At 50.0% G+C, this 18,442-nt stretch carries 18 protein-coding genes; 15 read left to right on the plus strand and 3 right to left on the minus strand.

Features of this window, described 5'->3' with window-relative positions:
* Positions 1–40 precede the first annotated feature (40 nt).
* Positions 41–688: an NAD(P)H-binding protein gene (locus tag P3339_RS08855; protein WP_020413211.1), complete on the minus strand. Its 648-nt coding sequence runs from the start codon at positions 686–688 to the stop codon at positions 41–43.
* Positions 689–949: 261 nt separating this feature from the next.
* Between P3339_RS08855 and P3339_RS08860 the strand changes: the two genes are divergently transcribed.
* Together P3339_RS08860 and P3339_RS08865 are read left to right on the plus strand one after the other, a co-directional pair.
* Entirely contained in the window at positions 950–1,945 is a 996-nt protein-coding gene (locus P3339_RS08860; protein ID WP_282953103.1) for an alkylhydroperoxidase-related (seleno)protein, read from the plus strand.
* 5 nt (positions 1,946–1,950) lie between these two features.
* Positions 1,951–2,187, plus strand: a complete 237-nt coding sequence (locus P3339_RS08865) for a hypothetical protein (RefSeq protein WP_282953104.1) — start codon at positions 1,951–1,953, stop codon at positions 2,185–2,187.
* Positions 2,188–2,260: 73 nt separating this feature from the next.
* Here P3339_RS08865 and P3339_RS08870 read toward each other — a convergent pair whose 3' ends face one another.
* A complete protein-coding gene (locus P3339_RS08870; protein ID WP_282953105.1) occupies positions 2,261–2,689 on the minus strand; it encodes a DUF4174 domain-containing protein in 429 nt (142 codons plus the stop codon).
* Between the two features lie 331 nt (positions 2,690–3,020).
* Between P3339_RS08870 and P3339_RS08875 the strand changes: the two genes are divergently transcribed.
* From P3339_RS08875 to P3339_RS08885, 3 genes are all read left to right on the plus strand, one after another.
* Complete coding sequence (locus P3339_RS08875) at positions 3,021–3,539, plus strand: MFS transporter (protein WP_282953106.1); 519 nt, start codon at positions 3,021–3,023, stop codon at positions 3,537–3,539.
* Complete coding sequence (locus P3339_RS08880) at positions 3,524–4,411, plus strand: MFS transporter (protein ID WP_282953107.1); 888 nt, start codon at positions 3,524–3,526, stop codon at positions 4,409–4,411. The genes P3339_RS08875 and P3339_RS08880 overlap by 16 nt, the downstream gene beginning before the upstream one ends.
* Positions 4,412–4,509: 98 nt before the next feature.
* Positions 4,510–5,898, plus strand: a complete 1,389-nt coding sequence (locus tag P3339_RS08885; RefSeq protein WP_282953108.1) for an MFS transporter — start codon at positions 4,510–4,512, stop codon at positions 5,896–5,898.
* 14 nt (positions 5,899–5,912) lie between these two features.
* On the opposite strand, the gene P3339_RS08890 is transcribed toward P3339_RS08885, so the two are convergent.
* Entirely contained in the window at positions 5,913–6,821 is a 909-nt protein-coding gene (locus P3339_RS08890) for a LysR family transcriptional regulator (protein WP_282953109.1), read from the minus strand.
* 148 nt (positions 6,822–6,969) lie between these two features.
* On the opposite strand from P3339_RS08890, the gene P3339_RS08895 reads away from it, so the two are divergent.
* The 10 genes from P3339_RS08895 to P3339_RS08940 all read left to right on the plus strand — a co-directional run bounded on the left by P3339_RS08895 (position 6,970) and on the right by P3339_RS08940 (position 18,378).
* Entirely contained in the window at positions 6,970–7,989 is a 1,020-nt protein-coding gene (locus tag P3339_RS08895; protein WP_282953110.1) for an NADP-dependent oxidoreductase, read from the plus strand.
* Positions 7,990–8,414: 425 nt separating this feature from the next.
* A complete protein-coding gene (locus P3339_RS08900) occupies positions 8,415–8,924 on the plus strand; it encodes a hypothetical protein (protein WP_020413204.1) in 510 nt (169 codons plus the stop codon).
* 2 nt (positions 8,925–8,926) lie between these two features.
* A complete protein-coding gene (locus P3339_RS08905; RefSeq protein ID WP_282953111.1) occupies positions 8,927–10,945 on the plus strand; it encodes a tetratricopeptide repeat protein in 2,019 nt (672 codons plus the stop codon).
* A complete protein-coding gene (locus P3339_RS08910; protein ID WP_282953112.1) occupies positions 10,945–14,082 on the plus strand; it encodes a tetratricopeptide repeat protein in 3,138 nt (1,045 codons plus the stop codon). Before P3339_RS08905 ends, P3339_RS08910 begins: the two co-directional genes overlap by 1 nt.
* 69 nt (positions 14,083–14,151) lie before the next feature.
* A complete protein-coding gene (locus tag P3339_RS08915; RefSeq protein WP_282953113.1) occupies positions 14,152–14,736 on the plus strand; it encodes a tetratricopeptide repeat protein in 585 nt (194 codons plus the stop codon).
* Entirely contained in the window at positions 14,733–15,056 is a 324-nt protein-coding gene (locus P3339_RS08920) for a hypothetical protein (RefSeq protein WP_282953114.1), read from the plus strand. Before P3339_RS08915 ends, P3339_RS08920 begins: the two co-directional genes overlap by 4 nt.
* Before the next feature lie 69 nt (positions 15,057–15,125).
* Positions 15,126–15,857, plus strand: coding sequence for a MotA/TolQ/ExbB proton channel family protein (locus P3339_RS08925; protein WP_020413199.1), 732 nt, complete (start codon positions 15,126–15,128; stop codon positions 15,855–15,857).
* A complete protein-coding gene (locus tag P3339_RS08930) occupies positions 15,857–16,447 on the plus strand; it encodes an ExbD/TolR family protein (RefSeq protein WP_282953115.1) in 591 nt (196 codons plus the stop codon). Before P3339_RS08925 ends, P3339_RS08930 begins: the two co-directional genes overlap by 1 nt.
* Positions 16,444–16,989: an ExbD/TolR family protein gene (locus P3339_RS08935; protein WP_282953116.1), complete on the plus strand. Its 546-nt coding sequence runs from the start codon at positions 16,444–16,446 to the stop codon at positions 16,987–16,989. Before P3339_RS08930 ends, P3339_RS08935 begins: the two co-directional genes overlap by 4 nt.
* Positions 16,990–16,998: 9 nt before the next feature.
* A complete protein-coding gene (locus tag P3339_RS08940; protein WP_282953117.1) occupies positions 16,999–18,378 on the plus strand; it encodes an AgmX/PglI C-terminal domain-containing protein in 1,380 nt (459 codons plus the stop codon).
* Positions 18,379–18,442: the final 64 nt, after the last annotated feature.

Raw genomic sequence — 18,442 nt, forward strand, 5'->3', positions numbered from 1 at the left:
CTGATCGCCAGTCTTGATGCCCCGGATGCAGAAATAAAAGTCAGGTGTAGAACAGCTCATCCAAGGTGAAGGTTTCTACGCCAGTTCCCGCTTTTTCGCATACGGCTACCATTTTCTCGGCTACCTGGGAGCCGGTAATAGGACGATAACGATGTAGTCCGGGTAGTCGGCAGACCCAGGGTAAGATAATGGCGCCTATTTTCTCTGCAGGGCGGAGGTCGGCCCGTTTACCGATGAGCAGAGAAGGGCGGAAAATACTGATGCGGGCAAAGGGCAGTGACAGGATCTTTTGTTCCAGTTCCCCTTTCATGCGCAAATAGGCACTGTTGCTTTTCGTATTGGCGCCGCTGGAGGATACCAGCAGGTAGTGGGCAACCCCATTATCTGCTGCCAGCTGTGCAGCGCGAAATTGATATTCCACGTCCACTTTGAATTGTTGCTCCAGGCCGCCCGCTTGCTTCTTGGTGGTGCCCAGGCAGGAGAACAGCAGGTCACCATGAAACAGGTCTGCGTATTCTTCTAAGTGTTCAAAATCAACCTGCTCATTGCGAACTTTTGGATGGGAAAAGGACAAGGGGCGGCGGGTCAGAGCGACTATTTCGCCTATCGATTTTTCCTGTGCCAGCTGCTCAACCAAGTGGCTACCAATCAGCCCAGTTGCACCTATAACAATTGCTTTTTTAGCCATAGCTTCCGACTTCTTTGTTTGGAATGCGTGTGGATGATGGCCTGCCAGGGGTGTTGCCTTCAAGCTTTTTGTGGGCCTGGCGTTGTAGAGAATCCTTAAATCACCGGTATTAATGACAAATTGAACTGTACTTCATGCTGGGGGGAATTAGTCTGAAGAGTAGTCGTGAATTGAATACTGGAAAACGTAATGCCTTGAGTAATACTCCTTCGATTGGCGGCCTAATATTTTGGTTATTAGTCATAGGGATTTGTATAAGCGATGCCATTTAATTATTCGAACGTGCCTTATCCTATTCGCGATGATTTACGCAAGGCAAATCTAAAGGCTTGGCAGTTTATTGGAGAAACGGGCAACTGGTGGTCTGTAGAAGATCATATTGCTTTTGCCAGGGAAGTGCGTGCGGCCTACGACTGCGAATTTTGTCGGGAGCGAAGAAAGGCGCTCTCCCCTTATCAGGTGGAGGGGCTGCACGACTGCCGCTCGGATCTTCCCAAAGCGGTTGTAGATACTGTTCATCGAATAGTGACTGACCCCTCCCGCCTGAGTGAAGAGTGGTTGAAAAAGCTGGTACCTTCGGAAATCTCCATAGGCCAGTATGTGGAGCTTGTGGCGGTTGTTGTCTTTGCCATGAATGTGGATACCTTCCATCGTGCGTTGGGGTTGGATTTAGAAGAGCTCCCTAAGGCGTTGGCCGGGGAGGACACAGTGCCCTCCCAATACACACCCGCAGGGTTGGAAGAGGGTGCTGCCTGGGTGCCTATGATTGGACAGGGCCAGTGCACGGGTGCCGAGCAGGATCTGTACGAGGATATTCCCAGGCCTACTAATGTACTCAGGGCCCTGAGCTTGGTGCCGGATGCTGTGCGTTGCCAGCGCTATATGGAAAACCGCTATTACTTTATGCCCTTTCAGGTCATGCAAGTGGGAGAGAATCACGATCGCGCTCTTTCTCGTACTGAGATAGAGTTGGTGGCCACTAGGGTGTCGATGAACAACGAGTGCTTTTACTGTGCGGCCTCACACGCGATGTTGCTCCAGGTGAGTAGTGAAGTGCAGGGAAAACAGGAAGATATTGCCAACCTGCTTATTTCTGAAGATTCTGCAGGAGGCAATGGCGGTGGAAGACATCACGCCCATGGAGCAGAGGATTATGCGCAACTTCTCGCTTTTGTGGATGCGGTCATGGGCGAGGATGTACAGCTGATCCCCCCACCAGGGAGAGACTGGAGCAGGAACACGGTAGTTCCGCTTTAGTGGATGTGGCGGCACTAATCGGCAGTTTCCAGCGCATGAATCGTATTGCCAACGCCACAGGAATAGAGCTGGATAAAGAGGTCGACCTGTTAAGTCAACAAGCCCAAAGTGAGCTGGCACTGAATAAATACGCCCAGGCAACAGAGACTACAGCTGGTGGCAAGGCACTGGGTTGGTTGGTAGCCAAAGTGCGCCCGGTGTTATTCAAAATGGCCGGCAAGAGGGCAAGGGATAGGGTATAAGCTTTGTGTGGGCTTATAGCTAAAGGGTCGCCTTCAGTGTTTTTGCGTGTGGGCGCCAGTGATACCTTGGGGGTTAAGGAGAGGAGCCATCTTTTGTCTCCTGCTGGCGCATCGGCATGCTGTCGATACGCCGCAAAATTTCCGTGGGGGCATACTTGACAGCACGATATTTCACGCCGCCGTCCTTTCCAATCAAGACTACCTGCTCGCCATCGCCCTTGAAATACTGATCCTTGATATTAGCGTTGAAATCGCTGGTGATTTTCCCTGGATAATTCGTCTCGATATTGCCCTTGGAAAAGACAAACCACAGTAAGTCCCTTTCTGCAAATTGAGGGCCCAACTTCAGTAGAGACTGCATAGTCTCTGCCTCATTGGCAGGGTTGTTGAGGAGTAATATGCGTTTCTGCCACTGGAAGCTGCTTAGATTGTTCACTGGGTCTGCTTCCGCAAATTGATAAGGAGCGAAGATTAACAAAATAAGAGCAATGTATTTGCGCATGAGAATATCTCTGCTATGGGCCGGTTGGTGACTTCAGCATCTCTGCTTACGTTGTTTAAATAGCATAAAGAGTTGTTTACTAGCGTAGAGAAAACCTGGCTGTGGATGGGAAGAATCACCAATATCTATATTTTAGCCGAGTGCTCTCAACTAAACTTATTGCTACCTATTCTCTGTCTCGGTTGGGGTGGAAATTTATAAATTCCGTCGCTGCTGAGGCTATAGCGCACATCCAAGGGTATGGGGTATAACTTGGGACTTTCCGGGAACTTAACTTGGAATCTGGTCGGATTGTAATTCCAGGCTGAAACCCTTGGAGTTGGTAACGTCCATGTCACACATCCAGGAGCAGGACCCCAATTCCCCCCGTCTAGGCTTGCTGGCCATATTCGTGGCCCTATTTATCATTGCTATTGATATCACTGCATTCTCTCCCGCGATCCCGGCGATCGAGCGGGAGATGGGTATGGATATCACCACCTCCCAGTGGGTTATCAATGGCTATGGTCTTGTCTTTGGTGTACTGGTGGTTACCGGAGGGAGAATTGCGGATATCTTTGGGCGGCGACGGGCATTTATCACTGGAGCAGGAATTTTCCTGGCGTTCTCCTTGATGGGCGGCCTTGCCCTGAATGTGCCGATGCTTCTCGCCGCCAGGGCATTCATGGGGGTGGGGGCAGCGTTGATGTGGCCCTCCATTCTGGGAATGGCATATAGCCTGATGCCCGAAGAGCGCGCTGGAGAAACCGGTGGTCTGATTATGGCTGTTTGTGGCTTGGCGAACACCCTTGGACCTATAATGGGCGGGTTATTGGCGGATATGTTCAGCTGGCGATGGATTTTTTTATAAACCTGCCAGTAGCGTTTGCCGCTGCACTTATGTGCTGGAAATTTGTTCCCCGAGATGTTCCCTTTGATCCCGATGAACGTATTGACTATCTGGGTGTTATCACTCTGACTGCTTCTCTGCTGAGTTTTCTCCTGGCCCTGAATTATGCATCGGGGGTTGGTTTTATGCACCCGTTGGTAATCGGGCTATTGGTGGGATTTCTGGTATTTAGTGCAGTTTTTATTTATATAGAGTCTCACCAACGAGAGGTAGCTCTTATTCCTGAGGATGTTATTAAAAATAAGAGGTTCTTTGCGGCCGGAGCCGTTACTCTTTTTACTTCTATTACTTTCTTTTCAGTTATTTTATATCTGCCCCAGTACCTGACAAATGTACGTGGATTTACCACTATGCAATCGGGTTTAACACTTGTTCCCTTGATGATTGCCTTTGCGGTTTTTTCATTTATAGCCGGTAAACTCTATCAAAAGGCCGGGGGGAAGATTCTGGTTTGTGTTGGGATCCTGGCCATGAGTCTGGGGATGTTCTATATCTCCAGGTTAAGTGATGGCCGTGAGTATATCTTTGGATTGATTATCCTTGGGGCTGGACTGGGGTTATTTAATCCATCTACAACCACAATGGTAATCGCTGTAGTAGACCCCAGTCGCGCGAGCCTGGCCAGTGCGATTATCTATATGTTGAAAATCACTGGCGGTGCGGTGGGACTCGGTGTTAATGCCGCTATTGTAGGATTTGCACCCGATATTACTACAGGTATTAGTAGGGCTTTTGAAGTAAATGCCTGCTTTGCATTTGTAGGGTTTGTTATTGCTTTCCTGTTTATGAGCGCACCCACTGTGACTGAGCGTGAGAGAGGTAGTACTGAATGATAAGCATTTTTTGTGAGTTGGTGGAGGCTGTATTGGTTTTTCGGTTGAAGGGGCTTCATCGCTGAGTTGACTTGAGGTTTTTGGTAAGGCTGCTGTTTATGTCATATTTCCAGATGACGCTCTCGAAGTCTCAGAAATTGGGCTTTTTGGCAGTCAACCTCGCTTTATTCCTTGTCACTGTTGATTTCACGGCTTTTTCTCCTGCAATTCCCGCGATTGAACAGGAATTTAATATTGATATCACTACCTCCCAATGGATTATCAATGGCTATGGGCTGATGTTTGGGGTATTGATCGTTACGGGTGGACGTCTTGCTGATATCTATGGGCGCCGTAGGCTATTTTTTATTGGTAGTACTATTTTTCTGTTATTTTCGTTGATCGGGGGCTTATCCTTTAATACGCCAACCTTGCTGATTTCTAGAATTGTTATAGGGGCTGGGGCTGCACTGATGTGGCCATCAATTCTGGGAATTGCCTATACATTGGTGCCACCCAGCAGGGCTGGCCAGGTAGGTGGGTTGGTGATGACGGTATGTGGTTTGGCAAATGCAATAGGGCCAATTCTGGGAGGAACACTGTCTGATCTATGGGGGTGGCGGTGGATTTTCCTGATCAATATACCCCTAACCCTGTTATCTGTATTTCTTTGCTGGAAGTTTGTTCCACAGGATACGCCAACTAAATCATCGGTCAGGGTCGATTATGCCGGTGTAATTATGCTAATGGTGTCAGTGTTTAGTCTTTTGTTTGGTATGTATGTTGCCGCGGAGATCGGGTTCAATCGCTTATATACATTGTATTTTTTCTTCGTTTTTTTTGTTTCTCTTGTGATCTTTTTGTTTTTGGAAGTAAAGAAAGGCAGGGATGCATTGATTCCCGGTGATGTAATTACTAACGCAAAATTTACAGTAGTGGGTGCCATTAGTTTTGTTACATCGGTTGTTTTCTTTTCAGTGATTCTTTATTTGCCTCAGTATTCCTCTAAAGTGCTCGGATTCTCGGCTCTTGATTCGGGCTTGGCGCTACTGCCACTAATGATTTCCTTCGTCTTTATCTCGTTTTTATCGGGGAGAGTCTATTTAAGTTTGGGGCCGAAACTTATAATTTGTGTGGGGATTTTCCTGATGGGGGCAGGTATGGCATCACTTTCTGCTATATCGGGTGAATCACGTTACATAGATGTTGTTCCAGGTTTAGTATTGTTGGGGCTTGGCCTGGGGTTGTTTAACCCTGCCGCAACAACCCTGGTTGTAACAATAGTCGAGCCTGGACGGGAGAGCCTTGCCAGCGCAATCCTGTTTATGTTTAAGGTTGCGGGTGGCGCTTTGGGGTTGGGCCTGAATGCTGTGGTGGTGGCATTTGCTCCAGATATGATCTCTGGTATTGGTCGGGCCTTTTTGTTAAATGCATTTTTGGTTTTTGCTAGCTTGATAGTTGGGGTATTTTTTATTGCCAGGGGCACCCCGGAAAGTCGTGTTGAGTAAATTTTTCGATATTTTTACAGCTTGCCCAAATTTGAATATATAAAGTCCACGCAAAGTTTAATTTTGGGGATCTGATATTTGCTGCGTTCGTAGAGTAGAAAAATGCCAATGTCCCCTCCGGGACTAACCGATACCTTGCCCTCGGTAGGCACTTCTACCAGCTCGCCAGAGTCTATGTGTTCACAAATACTCCATGAGGGCACACAGAACATACCGCGATGATTTAAAGCGGCAGCCAGTAGGGCTTTGCCATTATTACTGATCAGGTGAGTGGTAAGCTCGATTGGCTCCCAGTAATTGCCGTTGAAATAGTGCCAGTCAATAGGCCCTTTGGGGCCCCGGTATTGCAATGCGTTTGCGGACTCTATGGCTTGCTTGTTTAGGGGAAATTCTTGCTTCAGGGAGCTGAGATATTCAGGTGAAGCGGTTAGTGAGAATTCGTTTTTTGACAAGCGCTTGGCGATAACATGTTCGTCAGGAGCGTAGCCTCCGCGTATAGCGATATCAACCGGGTCCTTACCCAGCTGGGTGAGATCGTCGCTATAGTGCAGGTCAAAGACAATATCCGGATAGCGTTGGGCAAACTGCTCCAGCAGGGGAGTCAGGTGTTGCTCACCATAGGAGGGGAGGCAGCTGATTCGAACAAGTCCACTAGGAGCCTCAAAAGTCTGGCTGACCAGTTCATCAGCTTGTTCCAGTTGGCGAATGGCCTCGCCGATCATGGAGTAGTAGAGTTTCCCCAGTTCAGTCACCTCAACCTGGCGAGTGCTGCGTTGTAACAATTCAATACCCAGGGAATGCTCCAGATCGCGGACTCTGCGCGAGATGGAGGAAGCTGGTACGTCAAACTCCTCGGCCACGGCAGTGAAACTACATAGTTCTGCTACTCGCTTGAAGTAACGTAACGCCCTGATTTTGTCCATAATTACCTCCCCAAGTGATCATACCGCCCAGTATTTCTCCTTATTGTTGTCAAAAAGACAAAAGACTTCCACCTATTGTCATCTGTTTCCCAAGGTGGGCGGGGGGCACTATCGCTGACATCAAATGAACGGATGACCAGAGATATTTATGAAAGCACTTAAAATAACTCGCTATGGTGATATCAACACCAGCCTGGCTTTTGGTGAGGCGGTCTTGCCGACACCAGGAACAGGTGAAGTATTGATACGAATCCATGCAGCGAGTATCAATCCGATTGACCTGATGGTGATGCGTGGCGACATGAAGGCCGTCAAAAAGCTGGATCTTCCGGTAGGGATTGGTCGCGATCTCAGCGGCGTAGTGGTTTCTGTAGGCGGTGGCGTTACAGCGTACCAGCCCGGCGATGAGGTTTTCGCCCGCGTTGGGGAGGATCATGTGGGAACACTGTCGCATTTCCTGAGCGTGGATGCCTCACACCTGGCGAGAAAGCCAAAAAATCTGACGCATGAGGAGGCTGCCAGCATCCCCTTGGTGAGCCTGACTTCCTACCAGGCCCTGATCCAGGTTGCCGGCCTGAAAAAGGGCGAGAGAGTACTGATTCATGCCGGTTCCGGTGGTATCGGTTCTGTGGCAGTTCAACTCGCCAAGGCCTATGGGGCCTATGTCATTACCACAACAAGTAGCGCCAATGTTGAGTGGGTACGCGAACTGGGCGCGGATCAGGTAATTGATTATAACAAGGAAAATTACCTGGATCTCCTCTCTGATATTGATGTGGTCTATGACACCCTGGGTGGGCAATACACGCTCGATGCTTTTAAAGTTCTGAAGCGGGGCGGAAGGGTTGTCTCAATCTCCGGTGTATTGGACCCCCAGACGGCGAAGGAATTTGGTATCGGCTGGCTCCTGCGCAAGCTGCTCAGGCTTAAAGCACGTTCTGTAATGAAGGCTGCAAAGGAAAAGACAGCGCTTTACCGGATGGTGATTATGGAGGCAAACGGATCGCAGCTTGAGGAATTGGGCTCCCTTTGTCGGGACAATATTATCAGCCCTGTTATTGATAAGATTTACCCCTTTGAACAGAGCCTTGAGGCGCTTTCATACCTGGAAACCGGTCGTGCGAAAGGCAAGGTTATTGTATCCATGGGGGAGTCAGCTAATGCTTAAGTGGGTAGTAAAGCTCTTAAAATAGATAATTTGATTTGACATCAATACCGCCCCAAAAACAGGGGCGGTCAAGTTAAGGGGTCGGATAAACTCGTACAGTACAAAAGTTTTATTATTGTAGGTTTATCAATAAGTGGTACAACCTTAAGGTAATGCAAGCTGTTTTATAGTAATCAGAGCTTGGCCATCGCATAGATAAAATACGTGATTTTCTTCACACTTTCCTGCCCTGTGCCCCTCTAAAATCGGAAAAATTCCCACCTGTCTGTTTCGCTAGATTTGACTTTCCTCACATCTGCCGATTCCTGTATTCAATACAATGCCGCTGGCTGAAGGGTCCCTGTGTACAGGCATTTCAATGTGGCCCGCAAGGGTCTTCCGCATCGCTGGTTTCATTGTTAAAGGTAGGGTCAGAGGTAGATCACATGTTCAGAATTCTACAGGTAACAATCCTGCTGCTATTGGCAAGCGTGGTTTCTGCGCAAAATGTCAGTCGCGATGATATTCGTGGTCTGGATGAGCAAATCCAGGATGTAAAAAAGGATGTGATCGACCTGACTGCGACTCTCTCGCAGCTGGAAGAGAAACTACTGTTTCCCTCTAACTCACAAGTGGCCTTTTTTGTCTCTGTTGCCGATGAGCATCCCTTTGAGCTGGAATCTGTAGAGGTCAGGCTAAACGGCGAAATTGTTGCGCACCATTTATATACCTATCGCGAAATCGAATCCCTACAAAAAGGTGGCGTGCAAAAATTATATACCGGTAACGTCCAGACTGGCGCGCATCCTTTGCAAGTCCGCTTCATCGGTAAAACACCCTCCGGCCGCGAGTATCGGGCCGAAGCTTCTTACCAGGTAGATAAGGCTGTGGGGCCGAAATTTGTTGAGATCAGCATCTTAGGAGCCGAGTCTGAGATTAACTTCAAGGACTGGTAACCATGTGTACATCTCTGCTGTCGCTACTGCCGGTCCCGGCTAAAGCAATACTGCGAGCTTTGGCGGCCTCCCTGTGTACTTTGCCTATCCTCGTAGGTGTGGTTAATGCCGAAGAGCGTGAGGAACTGCGCGACCTGTTTTTTGGTGCTGCCATGTTTCATGCTCACCAGGAAAACTTTTTTGATGCGATTGTGGCTCTGGATACAGAGCTGGCCCAGTTTTATCGATTGGATCAGCCGGAGCTGGACCCATTCAGTGCGCATCTGGGGCAGGCAGAATTTTCCGTGGGCGACCTGGAGCTTTCCTATCGCATGCATCGGGAGGCTGGGCGCGCAATTGAAGCCGTGCTTAAAGGTAATGTTTCTCAGGCGGTACGCAATGAGGCTGCCTATCGCCTTGCCAAAATTCATTACCACAAGCAGCAACCAGTGAATGCCTTGCATGCTCTGGAAATGATAGAAGGGCGTGTACCCGAGCGTGTGCGTGCGGAAGAACAGTTCTTACGTGCACGGGTATTTATGCAGTTAGGGCGCTTTGATGAAGCGGTGGAATTACTAAAAGACCTGAAGGGGGAAGAATCCCTTGCCGGGTTTATTGAGTTCAACCTCGGAATCGCCCAGTTAAAGTCTGGCGAAGAAACCCGTGGTGTACTGGAACTGACTGCCTTGGGTAAGAAGAGCAGCAGCAAGCCCGCCGCGCAGGCGCTGTATGATAAAACCAATTTATTGCTAGGTTCGCATTTAATGGAGGCCGGTGAATTAGAACTGGCTCGCCCATATTTTGATCGCGTCAATCTCGAAGGACCGTTTTCCAATCGCGCGTTGCTGGGCGCTGGTTGGGTCGAGGCACGTGCCGGTCGCTATGGGAGAGCATTGGTGCCCTGGAAAATGCTGCAAAACCGCAAAGGCACCAATGAATCCGTACATGAAGCCATGCTCGCCGTACCCTATGCCTATGGCAAGCTGGATGTACACAGTACAGCCGCAATTAATTATGGTCGTGCGTTGGACTCATTCGGCAATGAGATTGATACGTTGACCGCTTCGATCAACAGTATCCGAGAAGGCAAGTTCCTTGAGGCATTGCGCCGCAAAGAGGCAACCCAGGTACAGAACTGGGTGGTGGCACTGCGCAACCTGCCTGATGCCCCTGAGACTCATTATCTCCTCGACTTGATGGCATCCAATGACTATCAGGAATTCCTGCGTAACTACCGCGACCTAAACGATCTCTTTGAGCGCAATGAAGAGTGGCTCAAAAGCCTTAGCGCCTACGAAGATATTATCAGTATCCGCAGGGCTTATTACGAACCCCTGCTGCCGCAGCTCGACGAGCAATTTCGCAAGCTGGATGCCCGTATCAAACTACGTATTGAGCAGCGGGATATATTTGCCAGCCGTATTGAACAGATGCTGGTTTCTCGCCGCCCGGAATATCTTGCCACCGCAAATGAGCAGGAGGCACGCCTGGAGTTGATGAAGTTGCATCAACAGATCACAGAGCGTCCGCAGGGCTTCACTGAGGCGACGAGTAGCCGGGTAGAGCGCCTGCAGGGTGTTTTAGATCTTCGCCTTTCCACTGAATATGACCAGCGGCTTACAGAAGCTTATAAACACCTGCAGGAACTCAATATAGAAATTGAAAAGCTACAGGTGGTTTACCAGTCCTATGTGCGTAGCCGCCAGGCGGCCACACATAGTTACACCGGCTACAACAAAGAGATTACCCGCTTGCGTGCGCAGATCCGCAGCAGCCAACAGCGCCTGGAAATGTTGATGGCACGTCAGGGTAGTATGTTGGAGGCTTTGGCAATCCAGGAGTTGGAGCGCCGTCGTACCCAGCTGGAAAGCTATCAAATCAAAGCGAGATTTGCCTTGGCCGACAGCTATGACCGTGCCAATGAATTGCAGGAGCAGCGTGAGGACCAGCTCAAAATTGAGCAGCACCGCGAATCCCTGCCAGAGGAAAATCCTCCCGAACTGGATGCGGAAGTCGAAGTGAGTGATGGAGGGGAAGCCTGATGCCTTGCTTTAATTCCAGTCTGCTGAGTATGACTATTGCGCGTCGATGTGTACTGGCTTCCACTGCTGCACTGATGCTCAATGCCTGTGCCGTGAATAGCGGCAAGACTATTGGCAGCCTGCAAAATGTCGATATTGAAATTAAAGAGGAGTATATCGACGGAAGCCTGGAGAAAGCCCTCGCCAGTTACCAACGTTACCTACAGGAAACGCCTGAATCGAATCTCACCCCGGAGGCGATGCGTCGAATTGCCGACCTGAAAATTAAACAGGCGCACCGGGCTGAGGATGCTGCTATTGATGGAATCGCCAGTGGTGCCGGCGCGGTTAGTACGAGTGGAGCGGTAGTTGCTATAGAAGCAGCGGAAATTTCCGCGGAGAATACCCTTGATGCACCCGCCGAAGTCGCCGCACCGGTTACTCGGGCCCAACAGGTGGCAGGGGAAAACTCAGGTGCGATAGAGTCTGATGATGAATTTGAGGCGCGTGCCAGTGGCAATGTTGAGATTGCCTCAGACAATTCTGCATTGCCACTGCCTGCGGATGATCCCGATGCGCTGATGTCTGCCAATGCCCGGGAAGCAATTAACCTATATCTCGACTTACTTAAAAAATACCCGCTGTACGACCGCAACGACCAGGTGATGTATCAGCTGTCCCGAGCCTATGAAGAGGCGGGACAGATTGAAAATGCAGTGGATGTTTTGCGACAGTTGGTTGCCAAATATCCAGACTCCCGTCACATTGATGAATCCTGGTTCCGCCTGGGAGAGTATTACTTTACCCGTAAGAAATACCTGGATGCTGAGGAAGCCTACGGTAAGGTGATCAATATCGGAGTGGTTTCCAGCTTTTATGAGCTGGCCCTGTACAAGCGCGGTTGGTCCCTGTTCAAGCAGGACATGTACGAGATGGCGTTGGATGATTATATCGCCATGCTCGATTACAAAGTTTCCCAAGGTTATGACTTCGACCAGCAGACCAACGAGGTAGAGCGAAAGCATATCGATGATACCTTCCGTGTGGTGAGCTTGAGCTTCTCTTACCTGGAAGGTCCCGATTCGATTGTCGACTATTTCTCCCGCAAGGGGGCGCGCCAGTACGAGTACCTGGTGTACAGCCATCTGGGCGAATACTACCTGGATAAGCGTCGCTATCAGGACTCGGCAAAATCCTACACTGCTTTTGTTGAGCGTAATCCCCTGCACAAGGTTTCTGCAGATTTCTCTATTCGCGTAATTGAAATCTACGCGAAGGGTGGCTTTCCCAAGCTGGTACTTGAAGCCAAGAAATCCTTTGCCAACACCTATGCCCTCAAAGCTGAATACTGGACAGTATTCGATATCAATGAATACGGAGAGGTGGTCGAGTTCCTGCAGGCAAACCTGATTGACCTCGCCAGCCACTATCATGCGGCTTACCAGAACAAGAAGCTGAAGGATAAAAAGTCCGAGCACTATCGTGAAGCAATTCACTGGTATCGCAGCTACCTGGAATCCTTCCGTGAAACTGAGCGTGCACCGGAGATTAATTACCAGCTGGCCGGCTTGATGCTGGAGAATAGGGATTTCCATAGCTCCGCTTTGGAGTATGAGCGCACAGCTTATGAATATCCGGCCCACAAGGATTCCAGTGAGGCGGGATATGCGGCCGTCTACGCTTACCGCGAACACCTGGCAAATAACCTGAAAGAAGCTTCGGCAGACCAGCGTGCTCCTTTATTACGCGAGATTATCCGTTCATCTCTGACTTTTGCTGATACTTTCCCTGCGCATGGGAAGGCACCGCAGGTGATGTTAGGTGCAGTAGAGGACTTGTATGGCCTCAAGGACTATACCCCCACTATCGAAAACGGCCGATCATTGCTGGAGAAATTCCCGGCGGCGGAACAGGAGATTCGCCGGTCCAGCTGGATGCTTGTAGCACATGCGTCGTTTGATGTTCAGGCGTTTGAGGATGCGGAAGTAGCCTATGGGGAAACCCTGGCTCTTACCGCTGCGGATGCCAAAGATCGCGCTGGGCTGATCGATAACTTGGCAGCATCGATTTACCAGCAGGGCGATATGGCCCGTACGCAGGAAGATCATGCGGCAGCTGCTGGACACTTCCTGCGTATTCGTACCGCTGCTCCCGGAGCAACCCTGCTGGCTACGGCAGAGTATGATGCCGCCGCTTCCCTGATTATCCTGAAAGACTGGACCCAGGCTGCGACAGTGCTCAACAATTTTCGCACTAACTTCCCTGAGCATGAACTGGCAAAAGACGTAACCAAGAAATTAGCAGTGGTGTACCAGGAGAGTGGTGAATTACTGCTGGCTGCGGCGGAATTTGAGCGTATTGAGCGCGAGTCTGAGGATGAGGAGATCCGCCGCGAAGCCCTGACTCAGGCAGCGGATTTGTACAGTGCAGCAAAAGACAGCAAAAAAGCTCTGGAAGTGTTGCGCCGCTATGTGGGCCTTTTCCCCAACCCCATGGAGCCTGCTCTCGAAACACGGCAGAGAATCGCCGATATCTATAAAGCAGGTGGGAATGAAAAGCTCTATATGAAAGAGCTTCGTGAGATGGTCCGTATTGAATTGCGCGGTGGCTCACAGCGTACTGATCGCACCCGCTACCTTGCAGGTAATGCAGCACTGCAACTTGCCGAGCCGAGTTACGCTGCCTTTACCCAGATAGCCCTGGTGAAGCCCATTGAAAAGAATTTGAACTTGAAGCGCAAGCGGATGAAAGCAGCTATCAGCACTTTCACTGATTTGATTGATTACCAGGTTGCAGATGTCACTGCCGCGGCGACTTATTATCTTGCAGAAATCTATTTGCATTTCAGTCAGTCTCTCAAAGATTCCGAGCGGCCTACTGATTTAAATGCGTTGGAACTGGAGGAATACGAGCTGGCTCTGGAGGATCAGATTTACCCATTTGAGGAAAAGGCGATCTCGGTCCACCAGAAAAATGTCGAGCTTCTGGGGGTAGGTATCTATAACCCCTGGATTGATAGGAGTATCGATAAGCTTGCTGGATTGATACCGGCCCGGTATGCAAGGGCCGAGGAAGCAGGGCAGTATCTGCAAAGTATTGTACCGCTGCCGCCAGCACCTGAGCAGCTGGGCCCTGGTGAAGCGGTCTCCGGTCAGTAAGGGCAACTGCCGACGCGGTAATAAATAAAAGGTTCAAGCTAGTAGCATTAAGGTGCGGGGCTGAAGGTTATGCATACAAAATTGAGAGTATTTTTTCTACTGGGGCTTACACTGCTTTTCACGGCCTGTGCGGGCACCCAAACCAAGACGGGAAAAATCTCTGACTATTCCTCGGTGAAGGTTTCGGGCAGTGTTAATAGGGACTTTGAGCGCTCACTGGAATACTTGGCCGAAAAGAGGTACGAGCCTGCTATTGAGCTTTTGCAGTCGGTGGTGGAGCGGGAGCAGCGCCTTCCGGCCCCTTATATCAACCTGGGAATTGCTCACTATCAGGTAGGAAGTGAGAAAGACGCGGAGACAGCTTTTCTGAAGGCTCTCGAGCTGGATACGAAACACCCGGTCGCAACCAATGAATTGGCAGTGCTCTATCGCAAGCAGGGGCGTTTTGCGGATGCGCGGAAAATTTATGTGAATGCTTTGGCAGAAAACCCCGAATACCTGCCTTTGATAAAAAATCTCGGCATATTGTGTGATCTCTATCTGCAAGATCTCCAGTGTGCTCTGGCACAATTCCAGCAATATGTACAACTGGAGCCAGAGGACCAGGATGTTTCCATCTGGCTGGCGGATCTTAAGCGGAGAGCGGGCAAGTGATATTGAAGTTTAAATGGATTTTGCTATTGGTTGTCTGTTTCACAACTCTCCCCGCTACCTTTGCGCAGTCCGGGAGTGAAGAAGAAAATGAGTCCAAGGAAAAGAAAGTGGACTCCAAGATCAAAGAGCTATCGGGTATTTCCATTATCGGTAACAAGGAAGCTCCCAAGTCTCTCTATATTGTCCCCTGGAAAAGTTCCGAAGTCGGTGTCGAAAGCGATCTTGTCTCCAGTCTGATGGATGACAAACTTAAGCCGCTTGACAAGGAAGTTTTCATGCGTGAGTTGGAGTTCTACCAGCTCAGCCTGTCCGGCGATTAACGCCGTCCTTTCTCCGGGTAAGACTGGAGCAGCAACAAATTACTGCAGTATTTCTCAAGAGGGTTTGTAATGGACTTTTTTAACAGCGTCATCGAGTTTTTCCAGACGGGCGGTACTTTTATGTACCCCATTCTTGTCGTTGCCGCTTTGGGCGGCGCCGTAGCGATTGAACGATTTATTCGCCTGCATTATGAGCGCCATACTAACCGTGCCATGTGGGATAAATTACAGCCCGTTCTCGCCTCCGGGGATTTTGATCGCGCGCGCAACTTGGTTAAGCAGGATAACTCCAGTGTGAGTAAACTGCTGTCCATGGGTCTGGCGCGCCAGGGTGCGGTGCGTCGTCGCGAAGATATCGAGATCGCGATGGAAGAGAGCATGATGGAGATAACACCTCAGCTGGAAAAACGCACACCTTATGTTGCGCTCTTTTCCAATATCGCCACGCTGCTGGGGCTGCTCGGTACCATCATGGGTTTGATCGAAGCCTTTACTGCGGTAGCCAATGCCAACCCGGCGGAAAAAGCTGATTTACTTTCTGCCAGTATTTCCGTAGCGATGAACACCACCGCCTTTGGCCTGATGACCGGTATTCCCCTGTTGATAGTGCACGCACTGCTCAACTCCCTGACCGGTCAAATTATCGATAGCCTGGAAATGGTCTCTGTAAAAGCTTCCAACCTGATTGACAGCTCAACCCGTCGTCGCTTCGAAATGGATGCACCCAAGCCAGAAAAACAGCCTGGCGAGCAATCTGCGAATGAAGTCGAAACCGAAGAATTGCAAACGGAAACTGCATAATGAGAAGGCGGCGTCACGGGAGAGACAAAGAAGCCCCGGAGCTGGACATTACCGCCTTCCTTAACCTGATGGTGGTACTGGTACCTTTCCTACTGGTGTCGGCGGTGTTTTCACGGGTAACAATCCTGGAACTGAATATGCCGAGCGGGGCTGGCGGTGGTGCACCGGATGACCCCACAGTGACCGTGGAAGTAGTGGTGCGAAAGCAGGCTGTGGAAATCAGCGATGGTGAGAAAGTAATTGCGCGTTTCCCTAATTTGAATGCCACTGAAGAAAGGGAGACTGTCCAGCCGGGTGTGACTGTAGTGGAAGCCGATGGGCAGAATACGGACCTCGCAGTATTACCGACAGCTGAAGTGTACGACCTGAAAAAACTCACTGAGTTTTTATTGCAGGTGAAAGCCAGTTATCCGGAAAAAACAGACTCCATTTTATTGATGGAGGCGGATATTGCTTATGAGCATCTTGTGGGTGTCATGGATACCGTGCGTGGTGCAGAAGTTCGGGTTGAAGGCAGTGACCCCAGTGATCCGGAAGCTGTGGAGAAGGTGATTTTGTTTCCTGATATTTCCATAGGAGATGCGCCGTGAGACATGAAAGCCGACGAATGAAGCGCATGGCTCGCAGCCATAAGCGTAAAAAAACTTCAGGCATGAATCTGACATCCCTGATGGATGTGTTCACTATCCTGGTATTTTTCCTGTTGACCAATACTTCCAGTAACGAAGCGCTGGAGCCCCCCAAGGTGATTACATTGCCGGATTCGGTGGTTGAGACCAAACCCAGGGAAACCGTAACCCTGATGGTGACTGCAGAGGAGATCCTGGTGGAATCCAAATCTGTTATCGCAACCAGTGAGGTGCTCGAAAGTGAAGAGGTTGTGATTGATGTTATTAAGCAGGCCATGACTGCAGAGCTGGGTAAGGCAATCGGTATAGCCCAGGCCTCTGCCGCAGAAAATGAGGGCGAGGCTGAAATGGAAGGTGAGCAGGGACCGGAGCCACCCGAAGTGAATATTCTTGCGGACAGGGGCATTCCGTTCAGTTTGCTGAAAAAGGTGATGTCCAGCTGCACCGAAGCGGGCTACACCAAGGTATCACTGGCGGTAATTCAGAAAGCATCTCAGGGTTAATGGAAGTTTGTGAGTAATTTTCTTCAACAACAGCAGGCGGTCAGCGAGGCGCTTGATACGGTTCGCCAGCGTATGCATCTGCTCGAGGATGAGCAGCGGCAGATCGAAGAGAAGCTGGCTGAATTGCAAGTCGATGGTTCCAAGTACCAGTTGCTCGATGAAATTTCTGAGCGCCTTGGAAAACTCGAAGACATCGGCGCAGGTGAATTGTTTTGGGCTGAGAATTATCGGACCGATGCTTCCCAGCAGGTTATCGTACGGATTGGGGCGTCAACTCGTACTTATAACGAAAGCCTGGATCAGCTTCATCAGAAGCGTAGGGATATCCTGGATAATATCGAATACTGCAATGAGGAGATCTTTGCCCTCGATGAGCGCGCTGATGAGCTGCGCCGTGAGGAAGAGGAATCCAAGTTTGAATTCGAGATCACCCGTGAATATGAGCAGCCCACTTTTCGCCCGATGGAAATGCCTTGGCATACCAAGGGTGAGGATGAAAAGCGCTTCCGTATTTGTGTATTCGCATCACTGTTTATTGCGGCACTGTTGGGTTATCTGGTTCCTCTATATACCTTGCCTGAACCCGAAACACAGATAGTGGAGATACCCGAGCGCCTGGCCAAATTGGTAATCGAGAAGAAGACCAAACCCAAGCCACCACCTGAGCCAGAAAAAGCCAAGCCCAAGAAAGAGGAGAAAAAACCTGAAACCAAGCCTGAGCAGAAAGTGGCCAAGCAGGATCCGAAACCATCCAAAGTGGAGAAAAAACAAGCGCGTAAGAAAGCTGAGCGTGCGGGTGTTCTCGCCTTTAAGGATAATTTCCAGGATCTTATTCAGGATGACCTGGACAATCGTTTGGGCCAACAAACACAGCTCAGCACTGCAGGTAAGAAGGAAAACCGTAGTCAGCGTTCGCTGATTACTGCAGCGGCAACTGCGGGTAGTGGTGGTATTAATACTGCAGAGCTTAGTCGCAATGTGGGTGGTACTGGATCATCCCTGGGTGGTGTAGCCTTCTCGCGAGTGGAGAGCTCCATTGGCACAGAAGGTGATTTCGCCGGCGAGGACCGACCGCTCAGTGATGGTGTGGGTCCGTCTCGTACCGACGAGGAAATCCAGATTGTCTTCGACCGCTATAAGGCTTCGCTGTATCGCATTTACAACCGTGAACTGCGTAACAACCCCGCCTTGCAGGGTAAGATGGTCTTGAGGATTACCATTGAGCCTGATGGCTCGGTATCCCTTGCGGAAGTGGAGTCCAGCGATATGGATTCGCCTGCACTCAACGCCAAGATTGTAGCGCGGGTGAAGCGATTTAATTTTGGCGAGAAGGCCGGTGTTCCAACGATCACCATTCTTTTCCCAATCGACTTCTTCCCGAACAACTAGGTGGTATTGCCTCCGCCTCCTTCTCGTTTAAGTGAGAAGGAGGCTGCTATTTTAGAAGGCGCCG

The sequence above is a fragment of the Microbulbifer sp. MLAF003 genome (assembly GCF_030012965.1).
GTDB lineage: Bacteria > Pseudomonadota > Gammaproteobacteria > Pseudomonadales > Cellvibrionaceae > Microbulbifer > Microbulbifer variabilis.

What these genes read in the sequence shown, in the direction of transcription:
- P3339_RS08855 (WP_020413211.1), bottom strand. Translation starts at nt 688, where the DNA reads ATGGCTAAAAAAGCAATTGTTATAGGTGCAACTGGGCTGATTGGTAGC.
- P3339_RS08860 (WP_282953103.1), top strand. Translation starts at nt 950, where the DNA reads ATGCCATTTAATTATTCGAACGTGCCTTATCCTATTCGCGATGATTTA.
- P3339_RS08870 (WP_282953105.1), bottom strand. Translation starts at nt 2,689, where the DNA reads ATGCGCAAATACATTGCTCTTATTTTGTTAATCTTCGCTCCTTATCAA.
- P3339_RS08875 (WP_282953106.1), top strand. Translation starts at nt 3,021, where the DNA reads ATGTCACACATCCAGGAGCAGGACCCCAATTCCCCCCGTCTAGGCTTG.
- P3339_RS08880 (WP_282953107.1), top strand. Translation starts at nt 3,524, where the DNA reads ATGGATTTTTTTATAAACCTGCCAGTAGCGTTTGCCGCTGCACTTATG.
- P3339_RS08885 (WP_282953108.1), top strand. Translation starts at nt 4,510, where the DNA reads ATGTCATATTTCCAGATGACGCTCTCGAAGTCTCAGAAATTGGGCTTT.
- P3339_RS08890 (WP_282953109.1), bottom strand. Translation starts at nt 6,821, where the DNA reads ATGGACAAAATCAGGGCGTTACGTTACTTCAAGCGAGTAGCAGAACTA.
- P3339_RS08895 (WP_282953110.1), top strand. Translation starts at nt 6,970, where the DNA reads ATGAAAGCACTTAAAATAACTCGCTATGGTGATATCAACACCAGCCTG.
- P3339_RS08900 (WP_020413204.1), top strand. Translation starts at nt 8,415, where the DNA reads ATGTTCAGAATTCTACAGGTAACAATCCTGCTGCTATTGGCAAGCGTG.
- P3339_RS08905 (WP_282953111.1), top strand. Translation starts at nt 8,927, where the DNA reads ATGTGTACATCTCTGCTGTCGCTACTGCCGGTCCCGGCTAAAGCAATA.
- P3339_RS08910 (WP_282953112.1), top strand. Translation starts at nt 10,945, where the DNA reads ATGCCTTGCTTTAATTCCAGTCTGCTGAGTATGACTATTGCGCGTCGA.
- P3339_RS08915 (WP_282953113.1), top strand. Translation starts at nt 14,152, where the DNA reads ATGCATACAAAATTGAGAGTATTTTTTCTACTGGGGCTTACACTGCTT.
- P3339_RS08925 (WP_020413199.1), top strand. Translation starts at nt 15,126, where the DNA reads ATGGACTTTTTTAACAGCGTCATCGAGTTTTTCCAGACGGGCGGTACT.
- P3339_RS08930 (WP_282953115.1), top strand. Translation starts at nt 15,857, where the DNA reads ATGAGAAGGCGGCGTCACGGGAGAGACAAAGAAGCCCCGGAGCTGGAC.